Raw genomic sequence first — 19,155 nt, forward strand, 5'->3', positions numbered from 1 at the left:
CCGCACCTATGCGGAGACGGGCAACGTTTCGAGGCGTCGGCGTCAGCCACGGTGTGGCGATCGGCACGGTACGGCACATGGGGACCGCGGTCCTTCAGCCGCCCGACCGGCGGATCCCGGCCGAGGCCGTCCGGGGTGAACAGGGCCGCGCCCGGCGGGCAGTGGACGCTGTCGCCGCGGATCTCACGGCGCGCGGTGACCTGGCCGGCGGTGAGACACAAGCGGTCCTAGAAGCCCAGGCACTGATGGCCCAGGACCCCGAACTCACAGCCGACGTCGACCGACGTATCGCCGGGGGCAGCTGCGCCGAGCGCTCGGTCTCGACGCCTTCGCCGCGTACCGGGCGCTGCTGGTCCAGGCCGGCGAGTACCTGGCAGGCCGGGTCGCGGACCTGGACGACGCACGCGACCGCATCATCGCCCGGCTGCTGGGGGTGCCCATGCCTGGGCTGCCGGACAGCAAAGAACCCTACGTGCTGCTCGCCCGCGACCTGGCCCCGGCCGACACCGCGCTGCTCGACCCGGACCTGGTCCTGGGCTTCGTGACCGAACAGGGCGGGCCTACGAGCCATAGCGCCATCCTCGCCCGTGCCCTCGGCGTACCGGCCGTCGTGGCGCTGCCCGGCGCCACCGGGGTGGCCGAAGGCACCGTCGTCGCGGTCGACGGCAGTACCGGCGAAGTGTTCCTGGAACCGGATGCCCGCACGCGGGCAGAGCTGGAGCGTCAGGCCGCCGTCCACGAGGCGGCCCTGGCCTCCGCCTCCGGTCCCGGGGCCACCGCGGACGGACACCGGGTGCCGCTACTGGCGAACATCGGCGGCCCCGCGGACGTACCGGCCGCCCTCGCGGCGGGCGCCGAAGGCGTCGGCCTCTTCCGCACCGAGTTCCTCTTCCTCGACGACAGCAAGCAGGCGCCGTCCGAGGAACGCCAAGTGGAGGCGTACCGGAAGGTGTTCGAGGCATTCCCCGGCGGCCGGGTGGTGGTGCGGGTGCTGGACGCGGGCGCCGACAAGCCGATGGACTTCCTCGCCCCTGGCGACGAGCCGAACCCGGCGCTGGGCGTGCGTGGGCTGCGCACGCTGCTCGACCACCCCGATGTACTGCGCTCGCAGCTGCGGGCGCTGGCCACTGCGGCCTCGGGCCTGCCCGTGCGGCTTGAGGTGATGGCGCCGATGGTCGCGGACCGCGCGGACGCGAAGGCCTTCGCCGACGCCTGCCGCCAGGCGGGCCTGCGGGCGACGACCGGCGCGATGGTCGAAATCCCCTCGGCCGCGTTGCGCGCCCGTGCCGTCCTCCAGGAGGTCGGATTCCTGTCGCTGGGCACCAACGACCTCGCGCAGTACACCTTCGCCGCCGACCGACAGGTGGGCGCGCTCGCCCGGCTGCAGGACCCGTGCCAGCCCGCCCTCCTCGACCTGATCGCCGCAGCCGCCGACGCCGCGAACGCCGAGGGCAAGAGCTGCGGGGTGTGCGGCGAGGCCGCCGCCGACCCCCTGCTCGCCTGCGTGCTCACCGGACTCGGCGTCACCAGCCTCTCCATGGGCTCCGCATCTCTGCCGTACGTCCGCGCCGAACTGGCCCGGCACACCCTCACCCAGTGCCGGCGGGCAGCCGCCGCGGCCCGCGCCGCGGACACCGCCGAGGAGGCACGCGCCGCGGCCCGCACCGCCCTGTCCGGCACGGACGAACCGGTCAGTGCGGCTGCCTGACACCCTTGACCGCTCCCGGCACCCGGTTCGCCGACAACCGGATCACCAGCACCGCCGCCGCGTCCGGGACGTTAGTGCCCGTGGGGCGCGTCCGTCGGGCGGCCGAGCCATGTCCGGCCGACGCGCCAGGCATGCTCGGTCAGCAGCACGGTGCAGGCGGTGGCGAGGCAGATCGCCCACTGGGCCGGGCTGAGCGACACGGTGTCGAAGACTCCTTGGGCCATGGGCACTTGCACGGCGATGACCTGGAGGGCCAGGACGGTGGCCAGGCAGATCCACAAGGTGCGGTTGTGCAGCTGGTGGCGGCCGAGGACGGGGCCGTCCTCGCTGCGCGCGGCCAGGGCGTTGCACAGTTGGAAGAGGACGAACGTGGTGAAGGCCATGGTGGCGGCGGTCGCGGTGTCGGTGAGGTGGCGGGCGCCGGCGAAGACGGCCAGGGTGCCGGCGGCCATGACCGCGCCGGAGCGGGTGACGGCGGCCAGGCGGCGGGCGTTCAGGATGCGTTCGCCGGACGGGCGGGGCGGACGCCGCATCACGTTGTCCCGCGGGGGATCGATGCCCAGGGCCATGGCGGGCGGTCCGTCCATGATGATGTTGACCCACAGCAACTGGATCGCGGACATGGGCGCGGGCAGTCCCGCCAGCACGGTGGCGAGCAGGGTGAGGATGGCGCCGATGTTGGTGGACAGCTGGAAGCGGACGAAGGTGACGATGTTGTCGTAGATGGAGCGGCCCTCGCGCACCGCGCGCACGATGGTGGAGAAGTCGTCGTCGGTCAGGACCATGTCGGCGGCTTCTTTGGCCACGTCGGTGCCGGTGATGCCCATCGCGACGCCGATGTGGGCGGCACGCAGGGCCGCGGCGTCGTTGACGCCGTCGCCGGTCATGGCCACGATGTGGCCCTTCCGGGAGAGCGCGCGGACGATGGTCACCTTGTGTTCGGGAGCGACGCGGGCGAAGACACCGACATCCTCGACGCGGTCCGCGAGTTCCTGCTCGCTCATCCGCGCCAGTTCGGCGCCGGCGACGACATCGCCGGTGATGCCGAGTTCGCGGGCGATGGCGGCGGCGGTGTCGGCATGATCCCCGGTGATCATCTTGACGGTGACGCCGGCGGCCTGGGCCAGGGCGACGGCGTCCCGGGCCTGAGGGCGTGGCGGGTCGGCTATTCCCGCGATCGCGGTCAGGGTCAGTTCCGTCGCCTCCCGAGGGTTCGGCTGGTCGGTGGTGGCGGTGGCGGCCCCGAGGACGCGCAGGCCCTGGCCGCCCATCCGCCGGGCGACGTCGGTGACCTCCCGGCGGCGCTCGGCGTCGAGGGGGGCGCGGCCCTGTTCGGTCAGGACGTGGGTGCAGCGGTCCAGCAGGACGTCGACGGCTCCCTTGGCGTGGACGCTGACGCGGCCGTCCGCGTCGGTGTGGAAGGTGGCCATGTACTTGGCGGCCGGGTCGAAGGGGATTTCACCGGCACGTGGCACGCGGCCGCGGAGTCCGGCGTCGACACCGGCCTTGGCGGCGAGTACGACCAGGGCGGCCTCGGTGGGGTCTCCGATGATGCCGTCGGGGGTGATACGGGCGTCGTTGCACAGCGCGAACGGCAGCACCGCGTCGTGCAGGGCGGGCAGGGCCGCGTCCTGCGTGGGCGCGTCATGCGTGCCCACGTCGTGCAGGGTCGCATCGTGCGGGTTCCGGCCGTGCCGCCCGTCGGCGGGGCGGACGGTGCCGGCGGTGTCGTAGCCCTCGCCGGTCACCTCGTAGGCGCGCCCGGCGGCCCACAGGGCGCGGGTGGTCATCTCGTTCAGGGTCAGGGTGCCGGTCTTGTCGCTGCACACCACGGTCGCGGAGCCGAGTGCCTCGACGGAGGCCAGGCGTTTGACGACGGCGCCGCGGCGGGCCATGCGGTGGACGCCCAGGGCCAGGGTGAGCGCGAGAACGGCGGGCAGCCCCTCGGGGATCGCGGCGACGGCCAGGGCCACCGCGCGCAGCGCGAGGTCGGCGAGTTCCTCGCCACGCAGGAGGGACACGAGCGCGTAGGCGGCCACGGCGACGCCGCTGACCAGGGCCAGTCGTCGGCCCAGGCTGTCCATCTGGACCTGGAGCGGGCTGGGTGGTTCCGCTCCGGTGCGCAGCGCCTCGGCGATCGCGCCGACCTCGGTGCGCATGCCGGTGGCCGTGACGACCATCTCGGCGCGGCCTCGGGTCAGCGCGGTGTTCATGAAGAGCATGCAGGTGCGTTCGGCGACGGGTACGAGCTCGTCGCCGTCGGCCGCGGTGGGTGCGGTCGTCTTGGCGACGGGCTGGGACTCGCCGGTCAGCGCGGCCTCGGCGGCCTCAACCGACTCGGCGACCACCAGGCGCCCGTCGGCCGGGACGCGGTCTCCGGCTTCCAGAAGGACGACGTCGCCAGGCACCAGGGCGCCGGCCGGGATCACCTTCACCTGCCCGTCGCGGCGCACGCGGGCGGTGGGGACCAGCATCTGGCGCAGCGCCTCCAGGCTGCGCTCGGCCCGGCGTTCCTGCAGGTATCCGATGGTGGCGTTGATGAGCAGGACGACGGTGATGACGAGGGCGTCCTTGACCTCGCCGATGATCCCTGCGACGACGGCAGCGGCAAGCAGGATGCCGATCAGCCAGCTGCGGAACTGATCCAGCAGGCGCAGCCACTGCGGCCGGCGGGCCGGTTCGGCCAGTTCGTTGGCGCCCCAGGCGGCGGTCCGCTGCTCGGCGTCCGCCGTGGTCAGGCCCGTGGCCGGGGCCACGTCGAGCAGGTCCGCCACTTCGGCGGCGTCGCGTCGGTAGGCGTGCGGCTGCGCGGGCGTCTGTACCGGCGGAGTGTGGATTCCGGCCGTGGTCTGCTGAGGCACGGTCACTCCTTGCCGCGCACGACGGTGACCGGGCAGTGGGCGTGGTGCAGCAGGGCCTGGCTGACCGAGCCGAGCAGCAGGCCGGTGAAGCCGCCCCGGCCCCGGGCGCCGGCCACCACCAGCTGGGCGCCGCGACTGGCGTCGGTCAGGGCCGGGCGGATCCTGGAACGCACCAGGCGCCGCTCCACCTCGACCTGGGGATGGACCTTCTGCCAGGAGGCCACCGTCTCGTCCAGCAGGTGCTGCTCGGCCTCGAGGAGACGGTCGGCGTCCGCCACCACGGCGGTCAGGGGATCGCCGGGGCCTTCGTAGGCGCGCTCGCTCCACGTGTTCCACACGTGTACGGCCACCAGCGGCACCTTGCGCAGGGCGGCCTCGGCGAACGCGAACTCCACCGCCGCCTCGCCGGCTTCGGAGCCGTCCACGGCCAGTACCACTGGGCCGGCCGGATCGGGGCGGCCCCGCACCACCATCAGAGGGCAGCGGCCGTGGGCGGCCAGATGCACCGCCGTCGAGCCCAGCAGCAGCCCGGCGAAGCTGCCCAGGCCCCGGCTGCCGACCACCGCCAGCGACGCCGACCGCGACTCGATCTCCAGCACCTCAAGCGCCTCCCCGGCCACCACCGACCGGGTGATCTCGATGTCCGGCGCGATCGCGCGCGCCCGTTCCTCGGCGCGGGCCAGTGCCCCCCGCGCCATCGGCTCCAGGCCGTGGTCGGCAGGGTTCCACGGTGGTCCTCCGGTCGGCAGGCGTCCGAGCCCATGGCCGAAGGCGTGCACGATCCGCAGTCCCGCCCCTCGCAGGTGCGCCTCACGGGCCGCGGCCTCGACCGCGCCGATGCTGGAGGCGGAACCGTCCACGCCTACGATCACTGGATCACTCACTGGATACTCCCGTCCCGGGGCCATCGCCGACGCGCGGCCCTTCGGCTTCAAGCCTCGGTGCGGCCACCCTGATACGCCCAGGGGCCGTCGGGCCGTCCCATGGGGCCACTCGGCCCTGTCGGGTCCCCCCGGGTGCTCAGCACACTGATCACCGGCCGCGCGGGATCGGACACCTGCGGTACGAGGGCTTGAGTACCCCGCGACGCCTGCCGAAGACCTGTGCACGGCGGGCCGGGACCACGGGCCCGCGCTGGAAATCCGGATGCGTGACGACGGGGAGATCCACATGGACGTCAACGAGGTGCTGCTGCCCGGAGTGGGGCTGCGGTACGAGTTCGTCAACCACGAGGGCGACCGGATCGGGGTCGTCGCCCAGCGCTCGGGCGACTTCGAACTGGTGGTGTACCCCTGCGACGACCCTGATGAGGCCCACTCGGTCCTCCGACTCACCAGCCAGGAGGCCGACACCCTCGCCGAGATCCTCGGCGCCCCGCGCATCGCCGAGCGGTTCGCCGACCTGACCCGCGAGGTGCCTGGTCTGAGCGCGGGTCAGGTCGAGGTACGTCCCGGCAGCCCGTTCGCCGACCGCGCCCTGGGAGAGACCCGAGCCCGGACCCGCACCGGCGCCTCGATCGTGGCCGTCGTCCGCGGCGAGGACGTGATCGCCTCCCCCGGCCCCGGCCAGACCCTGCGGGCCGGAGACATCCTGGTGGTGATCGGCACCCGCGAGGGCATCGCCGACGTCCAGCGCATCATCCAGGGCTGACGGTGCACACGCCCGTCGCCCTGCTGCTGGAGCTGGGCATCATCCTGGCCGCGCTGAGCCTGCTCGGCACGGTCGCACGGCGCTTCGCCCTCTCGCCCGTGCCGCTGTACCTGGTGGCCGGACTGGCCCTGGGCGACGGCGGGATCGCGCCGGTTCCGGCCGCCCGGGAGTTCGTCGACATGGGCGCCGCCATCGGCGTGATCCTGCTGCTCCTGGTCCTCGGCCTGGACTTCACCGTCCGGGAGTTCACCGTCAGCCTCCGCCGCCACCGTTCCTCCGCCGCCGTCGACCTCGTCCTCAACGCCACTCCCGGCGCCGTGGCCGGCTGGCTGCTCGGCCTGGACGCCGGCGGGATCCTGGCGCTGGCGGGCGCCACGTACGTCTCGTCCTCCGGCATCGTCGCCCGCCTGCTCGGCGACCTGCGCCGATTGGGCAACCGGGAGACCCCAGCGGTGCTGTCCGTGCTGGTGGTGGAGGACTTCGTGATGGCCGCCTACCTGCCGCTGCTCGCCGTCGTCGTCTCCGGAGGCACCTGGTGGCAGGCGCTGCTCGCCGTCGCGGCCGCCATGACGGCCGTCGCCGCGGCCATCACCGCCTCCTGGCGCTGGGGCCACCAGGTCGGCCGGGTCCTATCCCACCCCGACGCCGAGCAGGTACTGCTCCGCGTTCTAGGTGTCACCCTCATCGTGGCCGCGCTGGCCGAGATCATCCACGTCTCGGCCGCCGTCGGTGCCTTCCTGATCGGCCTTGCCCTGACCGGCACCGCGGCCGACCGGGCCCGGGCCGTGCTCAGCCCGCTGCGCGACCTGTTCGCCGCGGTGTTCTTCCTCGCCCTCGGCCTGTCCGTCGATCCAGGTGACTTGCTGCCGATGCTGCCCGCCGCCCTGGCGCTGGCCGTGGTCACGGCCGCCACCAAGCTGGCCTCCGGCTGGTACGCCGCCGGACGCGAGGGCGCGGGCCGCCGCGGCCGGCTGCGGGCCGGAACCGCGCTCATCGCCCGCGGCGAGTTCTCTGTCGTCATCATCGGTCTGGCCGCTCCCGCGCAGGGCCGCCTTGCCGCGCTGGTCACCACCTACGTGATGCTTCTCGCCGTCTGCGGCCCCGTCCTCACCCGCTTCGCGCCCACCCGGCCGGCCCCCCGCCCTTCCGCACAGCGGAACAGGGCGGCGGGCCTCGTACCGGACGCGATCAGCGCCGCGCACCCGCTCCCCGCACCACCGCGACCGGACAGTGAGCGTGGTGCAGCAGGGCCTGGCTGACCGAGCCGAGCAGCAGCCCGGCGAACCCGCCACGCCCCCGGGCACCGACCACCACCAGCTGGGCGGACTGGCTCGCTTCGATCAACGCCTCCCGCGTCCCGCCATGCACCACCCTGTGCTCCACCACCACACCCGGGTACCGCTCCTGGCGGCCGGCGAGCGCCTCGGACAGCAGGCGCTCCTCCTCCCCGGCCAGGGCGCCGGGCGGGTTCGCGTACGGCGTCGACGCGTCCTGCGGTGCGGACATCGGCGCGTTCCACGTGGTCCAGGCGTGCAGTGCCACCAGCGGCGCCTTCCGCAGCTCGGCCTCGGCGAAGGCGAAGTCCATCGCATGCTCGCCCACGGCCGATCCGTCGACGCCCAGCACGATCGGGCCCTCCGCACTCGGCTGCTCACGCACGACCAGCACCGGACACCGACCGTGTGCCGCCAGGTGCACCGAGGTCGACCCGACCAACAGCCCGACGAACCCGCCCATGCCACGGGACCCGACCACCACCAGCTCGGCCGCACGCGACTGCGCCTCCAGGACCATCAGCGGCTCACCGGTCACCACGGCATGGCTGACGTCGACCTCCGGCGCCGCAGCGCGCGCACGCTCCACCGCCTCGGCCACCAGACGGTCGGCCATGTTCCGGAGCCCGCCGTCGGACGGGCCCAGCGGTGACGGGCCCAGGGGCACGTGCAGCGCGGGCCAGAAGAACGCGTGCACCACCCGCAGCCGAGCCCCGCGCAGCCGCGCCTCCCGTGCCGCCGCCTCCACTGCGGCGAGACTCGACGCCGCCCCGTCCACACCGACTACCACCAGAGCACTCATCGTGCCTCCCGCATCCAGTACGCCATTGCTGTCACCCCCAGACTCACCCGGCCCCTCCCCTTCTGCATGGGGCCTGATGGCGCCACTGCCAGGGCCGACCGGCACTCCCCTGCGGCGGCGTGCCCAGGCGACGGCCGGTCCTGTACCGGTTGTCCGGCGCGCCGACCACCGGGCGTCGTGGGTCGGGCCTTACCCCTCCGCTCTGGCGAAGGGCCGTACAGACGCGGAGGAGCAGCCGGGAGCTGCGCACCGCGCCATCAGGATCCGCGACAAGCGAGTGGGCCCTCCTCCCCGACAGCACGGTGGACGGTCCCGGCAATGATCCACTGGGCGATGGCCAAAGAATGGGCCGAGAACTCACCGGAGAACAGCACGGAACAGCCCGGGCTCAGTCTGGCGGGGCTGGCGGCCGTCACGGACTTCAACCATGGTCGTTCCGCATCTCCGCCGCGCCCTCAGCCAGTGCCGGCGCCGTGGCAGCGGTGAGCGCAACTGCCCAGCCCCACCTGATGTTTGCGCTTCCCCCAACCCCCGGTCAGCCCCGGCCACCCCCGGCCAGGTGGTCGCCGTTCCGGCCTTCGCCGTGGCGGTCTCGGCACCGACCAGGTCCAGGCGACAAGAGGGCAGTTCGGCCCGGAAGCTCAGGACCAGTTGGCCCTGCCCCGTCAAGCCGGTGCGCGGGAGGCTGAGAGGGCATCGTGGGGCCGGCTACCCGGGACCGTCCAACGGGACAGCGGCGACCGGACCGGCCGCCCTCACCCGCGAGTTCCGGCCCCCGATGCCCACCGCAGGAGCACATGGCCCGGCGGGGATACGGGACGGTGTGCGCGGGTCGCACGCAAGGGAAACCGGTCGCACTCCGCTTGCACCGGTGGAGGAGGGAATGGCCGTGAAGACCTGCAAGGTCGGCGAAGTGATGACTCCCGCGGTCGTCGAAGTCCGCCAGGAGACACCGTTCAAGGACGTGGCACGGTTGCTGGCCCGGCACCGGATCAGCGGCCTGCCGGTGGTGGACGCCGATGACAAGGTCCTCGGCGTGATCTCCGAGACCGAGCTGGTCCGCCGGCAGGCGGCGCAGGCCCGACGAGATAAGGAAGGCCGCTTCCGGCTGCCGGCGCTGCGCCGGAAGGCACGTGTCGCCGCTGCCAAGGCCCGTGCCATGACCGCCGGGCAGCTGATGTCGACACCCGCGATCACCGTGCACCCGGAGCAACGCGTCGCGGACGCCGCACGGGTGATGGAACGTCACCACATCGAACGGCTGCCCGTGGTGGACGAGGAGGATCGCCTGCTCGGCATCGCCACTCGCCGTGACCTGCTGAGGGTCTTCCTTCGCACCGACGAGGAGATCCGTCAGGAGATCATCGACCAGGTCCTGACCAACGCCATGTGCCTGCCGCCCCACACCGTCATCGTCTCGGTCCACGACGGGACGGCCACGCTGGAGGGACGCCTGGAACGCCGCAGCGACATCCCGGTGGCCGTCCAGCTCACCTGGCGGGTGGACGGCGTCGTGGGCGTGATGAACAGTCTCACGTTCCGCGTCGACGACACCCGCGCGCCCGAGAAACACTCCTCGCGCCGGATCGCCCACCACTGGCTCCCCGAGCGGTAGTCCTGGCGCCCGCTTCAGCGACGCACCGCTGGTACGGCAGCCACGACCACTCCGGCGTCCCCGTCACCCGGCGCCGTTCGCACCACCGTCCCCGAACCTCAGCCCAACCAACCAGCACAGCCCAGTCCGCAAGGAGCAGAGCGCATGACCGACTCCGTTGTCCCCCTCATCAATCCCCAACTGATCGACCTCGACCTGACGGCGGAGAACAAGGACGCAGCCGTCCGCGCACTCGCCGAGCGCCTGGCCGGCCAGGGCCGGGTCACCGACCTCGACGCCTTTCTCGCCGACATCGCCGCCCGCGAGGAACAGATGCCCACCGGCCTGGAGGGCGGGATCGGCATCCCGCACGCCCGCTCCGCCCACGTCACCCAGCCGAGCCTGGCCTTCGCGCGCAGCCCGCGGGGCGTGGACTTCGGCGCGCCGGACGGCGCCGACGACGCCCACCTGAGCATCCTCTCCGCACTGGCCAGACGCCTGATGGACAGCGACTTCACCCGTGCCCTGCGTACGGTCGCGGAGCCGGCCGCAGCCGCCGCGCTCATCACCGGCGACCCACCCCCGGACGAGACCCGGACGACCGAGACGGCCCGAGTCCCGGCCCAAGCCCCGGCTCGGGCGAACGCCGTGGAGCCTGCCGCGGAGAGCGAGTCCCGGCCGTCGCTGCGGCTGGTCGCCGTCACTTCCTGCCCGACCGGCATCGCGCACACGTACATGGCCGCCGAGTCGCTCCAGCAAGCCGCCGCCGATCGGGGCGCCGAGCTGACCGTGGAGCCCCAGGGCTCGGCGGGCTTCACCCGGCTACGTCTCGCCCGCCCCTGCCCGAGCCGCAGCCCTGGCGATCGCCTGGTACACAGCCATCGTCTATGCGATCGCCCGCGCCGGGGCGCTCGCGAGCAGCGGCTGGTGGCCCACAGCGACCCTCGTCGCCGCCGTGAGCGGGCTCGCCCTCAAGGCGGTGTGGTTCGACCGGTGGCTCAGCGTCGGCGTGCTGCTCGACGTGGGCGTCATCGTGGCCGTGGTGTGCACTTGGCCCGCCTCCGTCTACTGAGGACGAGCCGGCCCTTCGATTCTCCCCGTGACGGCTCGTATGGCCAACAACGCCCAGCCCTGCCTCGCCCGAAGCGTCCTGGGCAAGGCTCTCAGCGCGGTAGCAGCTCAGAACCCCGGCCGGATCACCCCGGCCGGGGTTCTTCGGGCTTGTGCATCTCGCTCACCCGCGACGGGCCACTCGTTCAAAGGGCCCGCAGCCCATGCTCCCGGAACTGCTCGCGCACCCGCTCCGTCAGGCCCGGATCCGGCGTGGGTGTGTCGCGCAGGGGGAAGGGAAGCCCCAGCACGTCGTACTTGTGGGCGCCGAGCTTGTGGAACGGCAGGACGTCCACCCGGTCGACGTTGCCCAGCCCGCGGAGGAACGCACCGAGCCCATCGACGGCCACCGGATCGTCGGTCCAGCCGGGCACCAGGACATAGCGGATCCACACGGGGACGCCGAGCCGGTCCAAGCGGGTGGCGAAGTTGAGGGTCGGGGAGAGGTCTCCTCGGGTCAGCTTCCGGTACGTGCGGACGTCGAAGGACTTGATGTCCAGCAGCACCAGGTCGGTGTCGGCGAGAAGCTCGTCGGTGGCGCGGGCGCCGAGGAAGCCGGAGGTGTCGAGCGCGGTGTGCAGACCGAGCTCCTTGCAACGGCGGAAGATCCCGGCCGTGAACGCCGACTGGAGCAGGGCCTCGCCGCCGGTGAGGGTTACTCCCCCGCCTGCGGTGGTGATGAAGGGCCGGTACTTCTCGATCTCGGCCATCATCTTGTCCACGGTGGTCTGTTTCCCGTCGCGCATGTGCCAGGTGTCCGGGTTGGCGCAGTACAGGCAGCGCAGCGGGCAGCCGCTGACGAACAGCACGAACCGGGTCCCGGGACCGTCCACTCCCGTGGACAGGTCCCAGGAGTGGACCCGGCCCGTCATCGGCTCGACCGTGGTGCTCACAACGATCCGTGGAAGGTGCGACTGATCACGTCGAGCTGCTGCTCGCGCGTCAGGCGGACGAAGTTGACGGCGTACCCGGAGACCCGGACCGTCAACTCCGGGTACTTCTCCGGGTGCTCCATCGCGTCCTCCAGCGTCGCCCGGTCCAGAACGTTCACGTTCATGTGGAAGCCACCGGAGGCCATGTACCCGTCCAGGATTCCGACCAGATGGCCGGCGCGCTCGGCCGGGTCGTGCCCCAGTCCCTCGGGGGTGATCGTGGTCGTCAGCGAGATGCCGTCCCGGGCCTGCTCGTAGGGCAGCTTGGCCACCGACAGCGCGGAGGCGGCCACCCCGTGCCGGTCCCGCCCGTTCATCGGGTTGGCGCCGGGCGCGAAGGGCTCTCCGGCACGGCGGCCGTCAGGGGTGTTGCCCGTGTGCTTGCCGTACACCACATTCGAGGTGATGGTCAGCACGGACTGCGTGTGCTCGGCGTTCCGGTAGGTCGGGTGGCGGCGGACCTTGGACATGAAGGACTTCACGAGGCCGACCGCGATGGAGTCGACACGGTCATCGTTGTTGCCGTACGCCGGGAACTCGCCCTCGATCTCGTAGTCGACGGCCAGGCCCGTGGCGTCCCGGATCACCTTCACCCGGGCGTACTTGACGGCGGAGAGGCTGTCGGCGGCCACCGACAGCCCGGCGATTCCGCAGGCCATGTAGCGGTACACCGGGTGGTTGTGCAACGCCATCTCGATGCGCTCGTAGGCGTACTTGTCGTGCATGTAGTGGATGACGTTGAGCGTGTTGACGTACGTCTGCGCCAACCAGTCCAGCATGCGGTCGTACGCGGCCGAAAGCTCCTCGTACTCCAGGTACTCGCTGGTCAGGGCGGCGGCCTCGGGCGCGATCTGTTCGCCGGTCATCTCGTCCCGGCCGCCGTTGATCGCGTACAGCAGCGCCTTGGCCAGGTTGACCCGCGCGCCGAAGAACTGCATCTGCCGGCCCACCGCCATCGCGGAGACGCAGCAGGCGATCGCGGTGTCGTCGCCGGTGCGCGGGCGCATCAGGTCGTCGGACTCGTACTGCACGGCGCTGGTCTCGATGGACACCTGAGCGCAGAACTCCTTGAACCCGGACGGCAGCCCGGACGACCACAGCACGGTCAGGTTGGGTTCCGGGGCCGGGCCGAGGTTGTAGAGCGTCTGCAGGAAGCGGAAAGACGTGCGGGTGACCAGCGTGCGCCCGTCGCCGCCGATACCGCCGATGGACTCCGTCACCCAGGTCGGGTCGCCGGAGAACAGCGCGTCGCACTCCGGGGTGCGCAGGAACCGCACGATCCGCAGCTTGATCACGAAATCGTCGACCAGCTCCTGGGCCCGCGACTCGTCGAGGGTCCCCTCGTCGAGATCCCGCTGCACGTAGACGTCCAGGAACGTGGAGGTGCGGCCCAGCGACATCGCGGCGCCGTTCTGCTCCTTCACCGCCGCCAGGAAGCCGAAGTAGAGCCACTGCACCGCCTCGTGGGCAGTGGCGGCGGGGCGGGAGACGTCGCAGCCGTACGAGGCCGCCATCTCCGTCAGTTCACCCAACGCCCGTATCTGCTCGGCCAGTTCCTCACGGTCACGGATGACATCCGGACTCGAGGCCGACGCGTCCAGCAGCGCACGCTCAGCCCGCTTGGACTCGATGAGCCGCTCCGTGCCGTACAGCGCGACGCGCCGGTAGTCGCCGATGATCCGGCCACGGCCGTAGGCGTCCGGCAGACCCGTGATGATCCCGGCCTTGCGGGCAGCGCGCATCTCGGGGGTGTAGGCGTCGAAGACACCGTCGTTGTGGGTCTTGCGGTAGGTGCTGAAGACGCGCTTGACGAAGGGGTCGGCCTTGTAGCCGTACGCCTGCAGACTGTTCTCGACCATCCGCAGCCCGCCGTTGGGCATGATCGCCCGCCTCAGCGGAGCATCGGTCTGCAGGCCGACGATCAGCTCGCGGTCACGGTCGATGAAACCCGGCCGGTGCGAAGTGATGGTGGACGGGGTGCCCGGGTCGACGTCGAAGATTCCCTTTCGCCGCTCATCGGGAAAGTGAGCGGCGACCTTGCGCCAGACCGTGAGGGTGCGCTCGGTCGGGCCGACGAGGAACGCCGAGTCACCTTCGTAGGGCGTGTAGTTGGCCTGGATGAAGTCGCGTACGTCGATGTGGTCCCGCCAGCGCAAGCCGGCGAAGCCTCGCCATGCCTCGGTCGCCGTCCGGGCTCCAGCTGTCACTGTTGCCGTCATCGCCGGTCTCTCCCTCGCTCTGCGCGTGAACTTCTGCGCTTTCGATGCTCGTCGCCCGCGATGCCTGCGGGGAGGGCCTGTCGGCGTACCCGGGGCGCGCCATCGGTCCCTCGCCTGCCGGGCCGTTGGGCCCGGTCAGGCCGAGCCGCATCGTCTGGCCACCGGCGCACGAACGACCGGGGCACCCCCGCCGACGAGCGGAGGTGCCCCGGTCCGACCCGCATGCGGCCATCAGAGCAGCCAGCGGTTGCGGCTGACGAACGGCAGCCGCGCCCACGCCTTGCCCAGTCCCCAGGTGGCGCCGGCGCCCGCGACCGCCAGGGCGATCAGGACGATGGCGTAGATGAGGTGGTAGTCGGCGAACGGGTTGGTCGACATGCTCGCCGAGCCGTCGGAGAGGTGCTTGGCCGGCGGCCACTCCGCGATCCACATGAACGCCATCATCACGGTGCCGGCGACCGCGGCGAGCCGCAGACCGATGCCCGCGATCAGGGCGACGCCGATGCCGAGCAGGCCCAGCATGAACAGCCAGTCCGCCCAAGCGGCCCCGGCCCAGCCGTGGAAGGTGGACTCCATCGGGCCGACGGCGACACCGCCGAGGAAGCCCTTGGTGGGCGAGCCGCCGTCGATCCAGCCCTTGCCGGAGCCGGTCGCGTAACCGAAGCCGAAGGTCTTGTCCAGGAACGCCCACAGGAAGACGAACCCGGTCAGGAGACGGAGCCCTGCGAACACGTACGCCCGGGTCGCCGTCGCGGCGGCGGTCGTCGCGTCGGCGGAGGCGGGAGCCGTCCCCGCCCTGTGCCGGGACGGGAAGCGGAATCCCAGATGCCGGTGGGGGTGGTCGTGCACTGCCATGATGCTCATCCCTTTCGAGGGGTACGACGCGCAGGATGTTGGGCGACTCTCCTTGCGCCTTCAATGTCCCGCGTCGTCGACGCCCGTCGGAGGGGCTGCAGGGCCCCGGACCGTGGGCCGAACGACCCCCTGTCCGGGGCCCATCGGCATCGGTCAGCCGTCCCAGGACCAGTCGGCGACCTCCGGCAGGTCGGTGCCGTGGACGCGGATCCACTCGTGGTGACGCAGCCGGGTGTCCTCCATCCGCTGTCGTACGGCCGCGGCGCGCACCGCCAGGCCGGGGACACGGTCGATGACGTCCATGACCAGCCGGTAGCGGTCGAGGTCGTTGCGGACGACCATGTCGAACGGTGTCGTCGTGGTGCCGATCTCCTTGTAGCCGCGCACGTGCAGGTTCTTGTGGCCGGTGCGGCGGTAGGCGAGGCGGTGGATCAGCCAGGGGTAGCCGTGGTAGGCGAAGATGACCGGCTTGTCCGGCGTGAACAGGCCGTCGTACTCGAAGTCACTCATCCCGTGCGGGTGTTCCTCGGCGGGCAGCAGCCGGGCGATGTCGACCACGTTCACGACCCGCACCGTCAGCTCCGGCAGGTGGGTGCGCAGCAGCTGGGCGGCGGCCAGCACCTCCTGCGTGGGAACGTCACCGGCCGCCGCGAGCACCACGTCCGGCTCCCGCTCGCCGTTCTCCGTGCCGGCCCACTCCCAGATCCCGGCGCCCCGCGCGCAGTGGACCTTCGCCTGGTCCATGGTCAGCCAGTCGAAGCAGGGCTGCTTGCCGGCCACGATCACGTTGACGTAGTCGCGGCTGCGCAGCGCGTGATCCGCCACCGACAGGAGGGTGTTGGCGTCCGGCGGCAGGTAGACCCGTACGACCTCAGGGCTCTTGTTGAGGACGTGGTCGACGAAGCCGGGGTCCTGGTGGGAGAAGCCGTTGTGGTCCTGGCGCCAGACGTGCGAGGTCAGCAGGTAGTTGAGGGAGGCGATGGGGGCGCGCCAGGGCAGGTGGCGGGTGACGCGCAGCCACTTGATGTGCTGGTTGGCCATCGAGTCGACGATGTGCACGAAGGCTTCGTAGCAGGAGAACAGTCCGTGCCGGCCGGTCAGCAGATAGCCCTCCAGCCAGCCCTGGCAGGTGTGTTCGGAGAGGATCTCCATCACCCGGCCATGCCGGTCCAGGTGCTCGTCCACCGGAAGCGTCTGTGCCTGCCACGCCTTGCCGCTCGCGCCGAAGACGGCCTGGAGCCGATTGGAGGCGGTCTCGTCCGGGCCCACGATCCGGAAGTCACGGCTCCCGCGGGTGGCGTGCATGACGTGTTCCAGCACGTCGCCGAGAACGCGGGTGGGCTCGTGCAGGGTCGCGCCGGGCTTGTCCACGGGGACGGCGTACCGCTCCAGCGAGGGCAAGGGGAGTTCGCGCAGCAGGAGCCCGCCGTTGGCGTGCGGGGTGGCGCCCAGGCGCCGGGATCCTTCGGGGACGCAGGCCAGCACCTGCTCGCGGGGGCCGCCGTGCTCGTCGAACAGTTCTTCGGGCTTGTAGGAGCGCAGCCATGTCTCCAGCTGCCGCAGGTGCTCCGGGTTGTCCCGTACGGCGGACAGCGGGACCTGGTGGGAGCGCCAGGTGCCCTCCACGGGGAGGCCGTCGACCTCGGCCGGGCCGGTCCAGCCCTTCGGGGTGCGCAGCACGATCACCGGCCAGCGGGGGCGCTCGGTGGCGCCGTCCTCGCGCGCGGCGCGCTGGAACGCGGCGATCCGGTCCAGCGCGTCGTCCATCGCGGCGGCCATCGCCCGGTGGACCGTCATCGGGTCGTCGCCGGTGACGTGGATCGGGACGTGGCCGTATCCCCGCAGCAGGGCGTCGAGTTCGGACTCGGGGAGCCGGGCCAGCACAGTCGGGTTGGCGATCTTGTAGCCGTTCAGGTGGAGGATCGGCAGCACCGCCCCGTCGTGCACGGGGTCGAGGAACTTGTTGGAGTGCCAGGACGCGGCCAGTGGTCCGGTCTCCGCCTCGCCGTCGCCGATCACGCAGGCGACCAACAGGTCCGGGTTGTCGAGGGCGGCCCCGTATGCGTGGGAGAGGGAGTAGCCGAGTTCACCGCCTTCGTGGATCGAGCCGGGCGTCTCGGGTGCGACGTGGCTCGGCACGCCGCCGGGAAAGGAGAACTGCCTGAACAGCCTCTCCATACCGGCCGCATCGCGCGAGACGTCGGGATACGTCTCGCTGTAGCTGCCCTCCAGCCAGGAGTTGGCGAGCACCGCGGGGCCGCCGTGGCCGGGGCCCCAAATGCACAGGGCGTCCTGGCCGCGGGCCTTGATGACGCGGTTGAGGTGGGTGTGCACCAGGTTCAACCCGGGCGAGGTACCCCAGTGGCCGAGCAGCCGCGGCTTGACGTGCTCGGCGCGCAGCGGCTCGGTCAGCAGGGGGTTCGCCATGAGGTAGATCTGGCCGACGGACAGGTAGTTCGCGGCGCGCCAGTGGGCGTCCAGCGTCCTCAGCTCGTCGTCGGTGAGCGGAGCGGACGCCTGCCGCGTGTCGACGGACATCATGGGGTCCCTTCCGGGTCGGGGTTCGGTCGGAGGTGCATGCGGGGTGGTACCTCCTCACCCTCCCCCCACCCGCCGGGTACCCGACAGGGCCGACCGGGCCATCCGCTCTACCGGTGTGCTCGTCTTCAGGTCGTCGGCACCAGCACCACGGGGCAGTGGGAGTGGTGCAACAGGACATGCGCGACCGGGCCGAGCGGTGGACCGAGCCGGCCCACGCGCCGGCGCGTGCCGATGACCACCACGCCGGCCTCGCGGGTACCCGCCAGCAGGGCGTGGGTCGGGCCGGTGCGGACCGTGCGGCTGTCGACCTCGACCTCGGGGTACTCCTCCCGTAGTCGGGCGATGCCGAAGCGCGGCACGGCTTCTTCCGCCCGGTCGCTTTGGGCCTGGCGCTGCTGGCCGGGGCTCGTCGCGGCAACCAGCGAGGGCAGTTCGGGCGTGGTGTGCCGGTGCGTTGCGGAGTGCACGACGCGCAGCCGGGCCCCACGCCGGGATGCCTCCTGGAAGGCATAAGCGGCTGCGGCCTCATCGGCGTCGCTCTCCAGGCCGAGCAGCACCTCGCGTCCCTCGTCGCGAGGGTGATCCCCACGGGCGACCAGCAGCGGACCGTGCGCGTGCGCGGCCAGGCGCCAGCTCACCGAGCCGGCCAGCAGACCGGAGACACCGCCGAACCCCCGGGTCCCCACGACGGTGAGGACCGCGCCCTCGCTCTCCCCTGCCAGCACCCGCACAGCGCCGCCCTCCACGGCCCTGGTCTCCACCGGCAGACCGGGATGACGCTCGTGGACCCGCGAGGCGGCCGACGCCAGAACCGGCCCGGCCTCGTCGCGGTCGGCCACGGCGTACACGATGCGCAACGCGGCGCCGCGGCGCGCCGCCTCCTCTGCGGCCCAGTCCAAGGCCCGTACGGCGACCAGTGAACCGTCCACTCCAACGACCACATGGCGGTCAGTCATTTTCCTGTTCCCTTCTGTTCCGTGCTCGGGGTGTGCAGCCCCCAGGGGTGCCGAGGGCGGTGACAAGATCGACGCCGGTCGGCCGGACGTCGATCCCGCCGCGGCTCCACGGAGATGCTCGTCGTCCGCGGGCGTTGCGGGCAGAGGCCGACGGAACCCGTCGGCACGCCGTACGGCCCCGTCCCGTCGGGCCGTACGGCCCCGGACCCGGCCCGGACGAAAAGAAGCGGGAAGACGGAGGAAAGACCTTCAGGCAGTGAGGTCCACCCCGTACAGGGTGCGTCCACCGACGAGCTCACGGCCGGTGACCAGTTCGGACTCGATACGGACGAAGACCTCCTGCGGCGCGGGCACCCAGGAGACCGGGCCGGTGCGGGCCAGACGTTCGTGTTCGGCCGGGTCGGTCACCACCGTGGCCGACCCGGTGACGACAACGCTCCAGCCGGAATGCCGGGCCGCGTCGACCTCGTCCGCCTCAAAGGCGACCACCGCGCCGTCGATCGCGCGGACCAGTTCCGAGGCTGCGGAGGTGCGCAGCAGGACCGCGCCGTCGCCGTCCAGGCTGAAGTTGACCGGCAGCACGGCGGGCAGGGCGCGGCGCGTGAAGACGATACGGCCGATAGGCACCTTGGCGCGCATGGCTTGCGTTCCTC

At 72.0% G+C, this 19,155-nt stretch carries 12 protein-coding genes and 2 pseudogenes; 5 read left to right on the forward strand and 9 right to left on the reverse strand.

The window, feature by feature from the left end:
- Nucleotides 1-8: 8 nt before the first annotated feature.
- Nucleotides 9-1,708 (forward strand): annotated as a pseudogene (gene ptsP, locus WBG99_RS05130) (phosphoenolpyruvate--protein phosphotransferase).
- Between the two features lie 71 nt (nt 1,709-1,779).
- Here ptsP and WBG99_RS05135 read toward each other — a convergent pair.
- Nucleotides 1,780-4,569: a cation-translocating P-type ATPase gene (locus WBG99_RS05135; protein WP_338895184.1), complete on the reverse strand. Its 2,790-nt coding sequence runs from the start codon at nt 4,567-4,569 to the stop codon at nt 1,780-1,782.
- A 2-nt stretch (nt 4,570-4,571) separates the two neighbouring features.
- Nucleotides 4,572-5,477: a universal stress protein gene (locus WBG99_RS05140; RefSeq protein ID WP_338900220.1), complete on the reverse strand. Its 906-nt coding sequence runs from the start codon at nt 5,475-5,477 to the stop codon at nt 4,572-4,574.
- A gap of 238 nt (nt 5,478-5,715) precedes the next feature.
- On the opposite strand from WBG99_RS05140, the gene WBG99_RS05145 reads away from it, so the two are divergent.
- Nucleotides 5,716-6,219 (forward strand): cation:proton antiporter regulatory subunit, encoded by a 504-nt coding sequence (locus WBG99_RS05145; protein ID WP_338895185.1) that lies wholly within the window; start codon nt 5,716-5,718, stop codon nt 6,217-6,219.
- Nucleotides 6,220-6,221: 2 nt separating this feature from the next.
- Entirely contained in the window at nt 6,222-7,478 is a 1,257-nt protein-coding gene (locus WBG99_RS05150) for a cation:proton antiporter (protein ID WP_338895186.1), read from the forward strand.
- Here WBG99_RS05150 and WBG99_RS05155 read toward each other — a convergent pair.
- Entirely contained in the window at nt 7,408-8,295 is an 888-nt protein-coding gene (locus tag WBG99_RS05155) for a universal stress protein (protein WP_338895187.1), read from the reverse strand. The two genes, WBG99_RS05150 and WBG99_RS05155, sit on opposite strands and share 71 nt — an antisense overlap.
- Before the next feature lie 889 nt (nt 8,296-9,184).
- On the opposite strand from WBG99_RS05155, the gene WBG99_RS05160 reads away from it, so the two are divergent.
- Complete coding sequence (locus WBG99_RS05160) at nt 9,185-9,910, forward strand: CBS domain-containing protein (protein WP_338900221.1); 726 nt, start codon at nt 9,185-9,187, stop codon at nt 9,908-9,910.
- Between the two features lie 144 nt (nt 9,911-10,054).
- Nucleotides 10,055-10,714: pseudogene (locus WBG99_RS05165) on the forward strand (PTS sugar transporter subunit IIA); the annotation flags it as partial.
- A gap of 431 nt (nt 10,715-11,145) precedes the next feature.
- On the opposite strand, the gene pflA reads toward WBG99_RS05165, so the two are convergent.
- The 6 genes from pflA to WBG99_RS05195 all read right to left on the reverse strand — a co-directional run bounded on the left by pflA (nt 11,146) and on the right by WBG99_RS05195 (nt 19,141).
- Nucleotides 11,146-11,871 carry a pyruvate formate-lyase-activating protein gene (gene pflA / locus WBG99_RS05170; protein WP_338900222.1) on the reverse strand — a complete coding sequence of 242 codons (726 nt, stop codon included), beginning with the start codon at nt 11,869-11,871 and terminating at the stop codon, nt 11,146-11,148.
- Between the two features lie 17 nt (nt 11,872-11,888).
- Nucleotides 11,889-14,150 carry a formate C-acetyltransferase gene (gene pflB / locus WBG99_RS05175; RefSeq protein ID WP_338895188.1) on the reverse strand — a complete coding sequence of 754 codons (2,262 nt, stop codon included), beginning with the start codon at nt 14,148-14,150 and terminating at the stop codon, nt 11,889-11,891.
- 231 nt (nt 14,151-14,381) lie between these two features.
- Nucleotides 14,382-15,005 (reverse strand): hypothetical protein, encoded by a 624-nt coding sequence (locus tag WBG99_RS05180; RefSeq protein WP_338895189.1) that lies wholly within the window; start codon nt 15,003-15,005, stop codon nt 14,382-14,384.
- A gap of 153 nt (nt 15,006-15,158) precedes the next feature.
- Nucleotides 15,159-17,543: a phosphoketolase family protein gene (locus WBG99_RS05185; RefSeq protein ID WP_338900223.1), complete on the reverse strand. Its 2,385-nt coding sequence runs from the start codon at nt 17,541-17,543 to the stop codon at nt 15,159-15,161.
- A gap of 128 nt (nt 17,544-17,671) precedes the next feature.
- Nucleotides 17,672-18,502, reverse strand: coding sequence for a universal stress protein (locus tag WBG99_RS05190; protein ID WP_338895190.1), 831 nt, complete (start codon nt 18,500-18,502; stop codon nt 17,672-17,674).
- 249 nt (nt 18,503-18,751) lie between these two features.
- Nucleotides 18,752-19,141 carry a pyridoxamine 5'-phosphate oxidase family protein gene (locus WBG99_RS05195; protein ID WP_338895191.1) on the reverse strand — a complete coding sequence of 130 codons (390 nt, stop codon included), beginning with the start codon at nt 19,139-19,141 and terminating at the stop codon, nt 18,752-18,754.
- Between the last annotated feature and the right edge of the window lie 14 nt (nt 19,142-19,155).

This window comes from Streptomyces sp. TG1A-60 (genome assembly GCF_037201975.1).
In the GTDB taxonomy this organism is placed as follows: Bacteria; Actinomycetota; Actinomycetes; order Streptomycetales; family Streptomycetaceae; genus Streptomyces.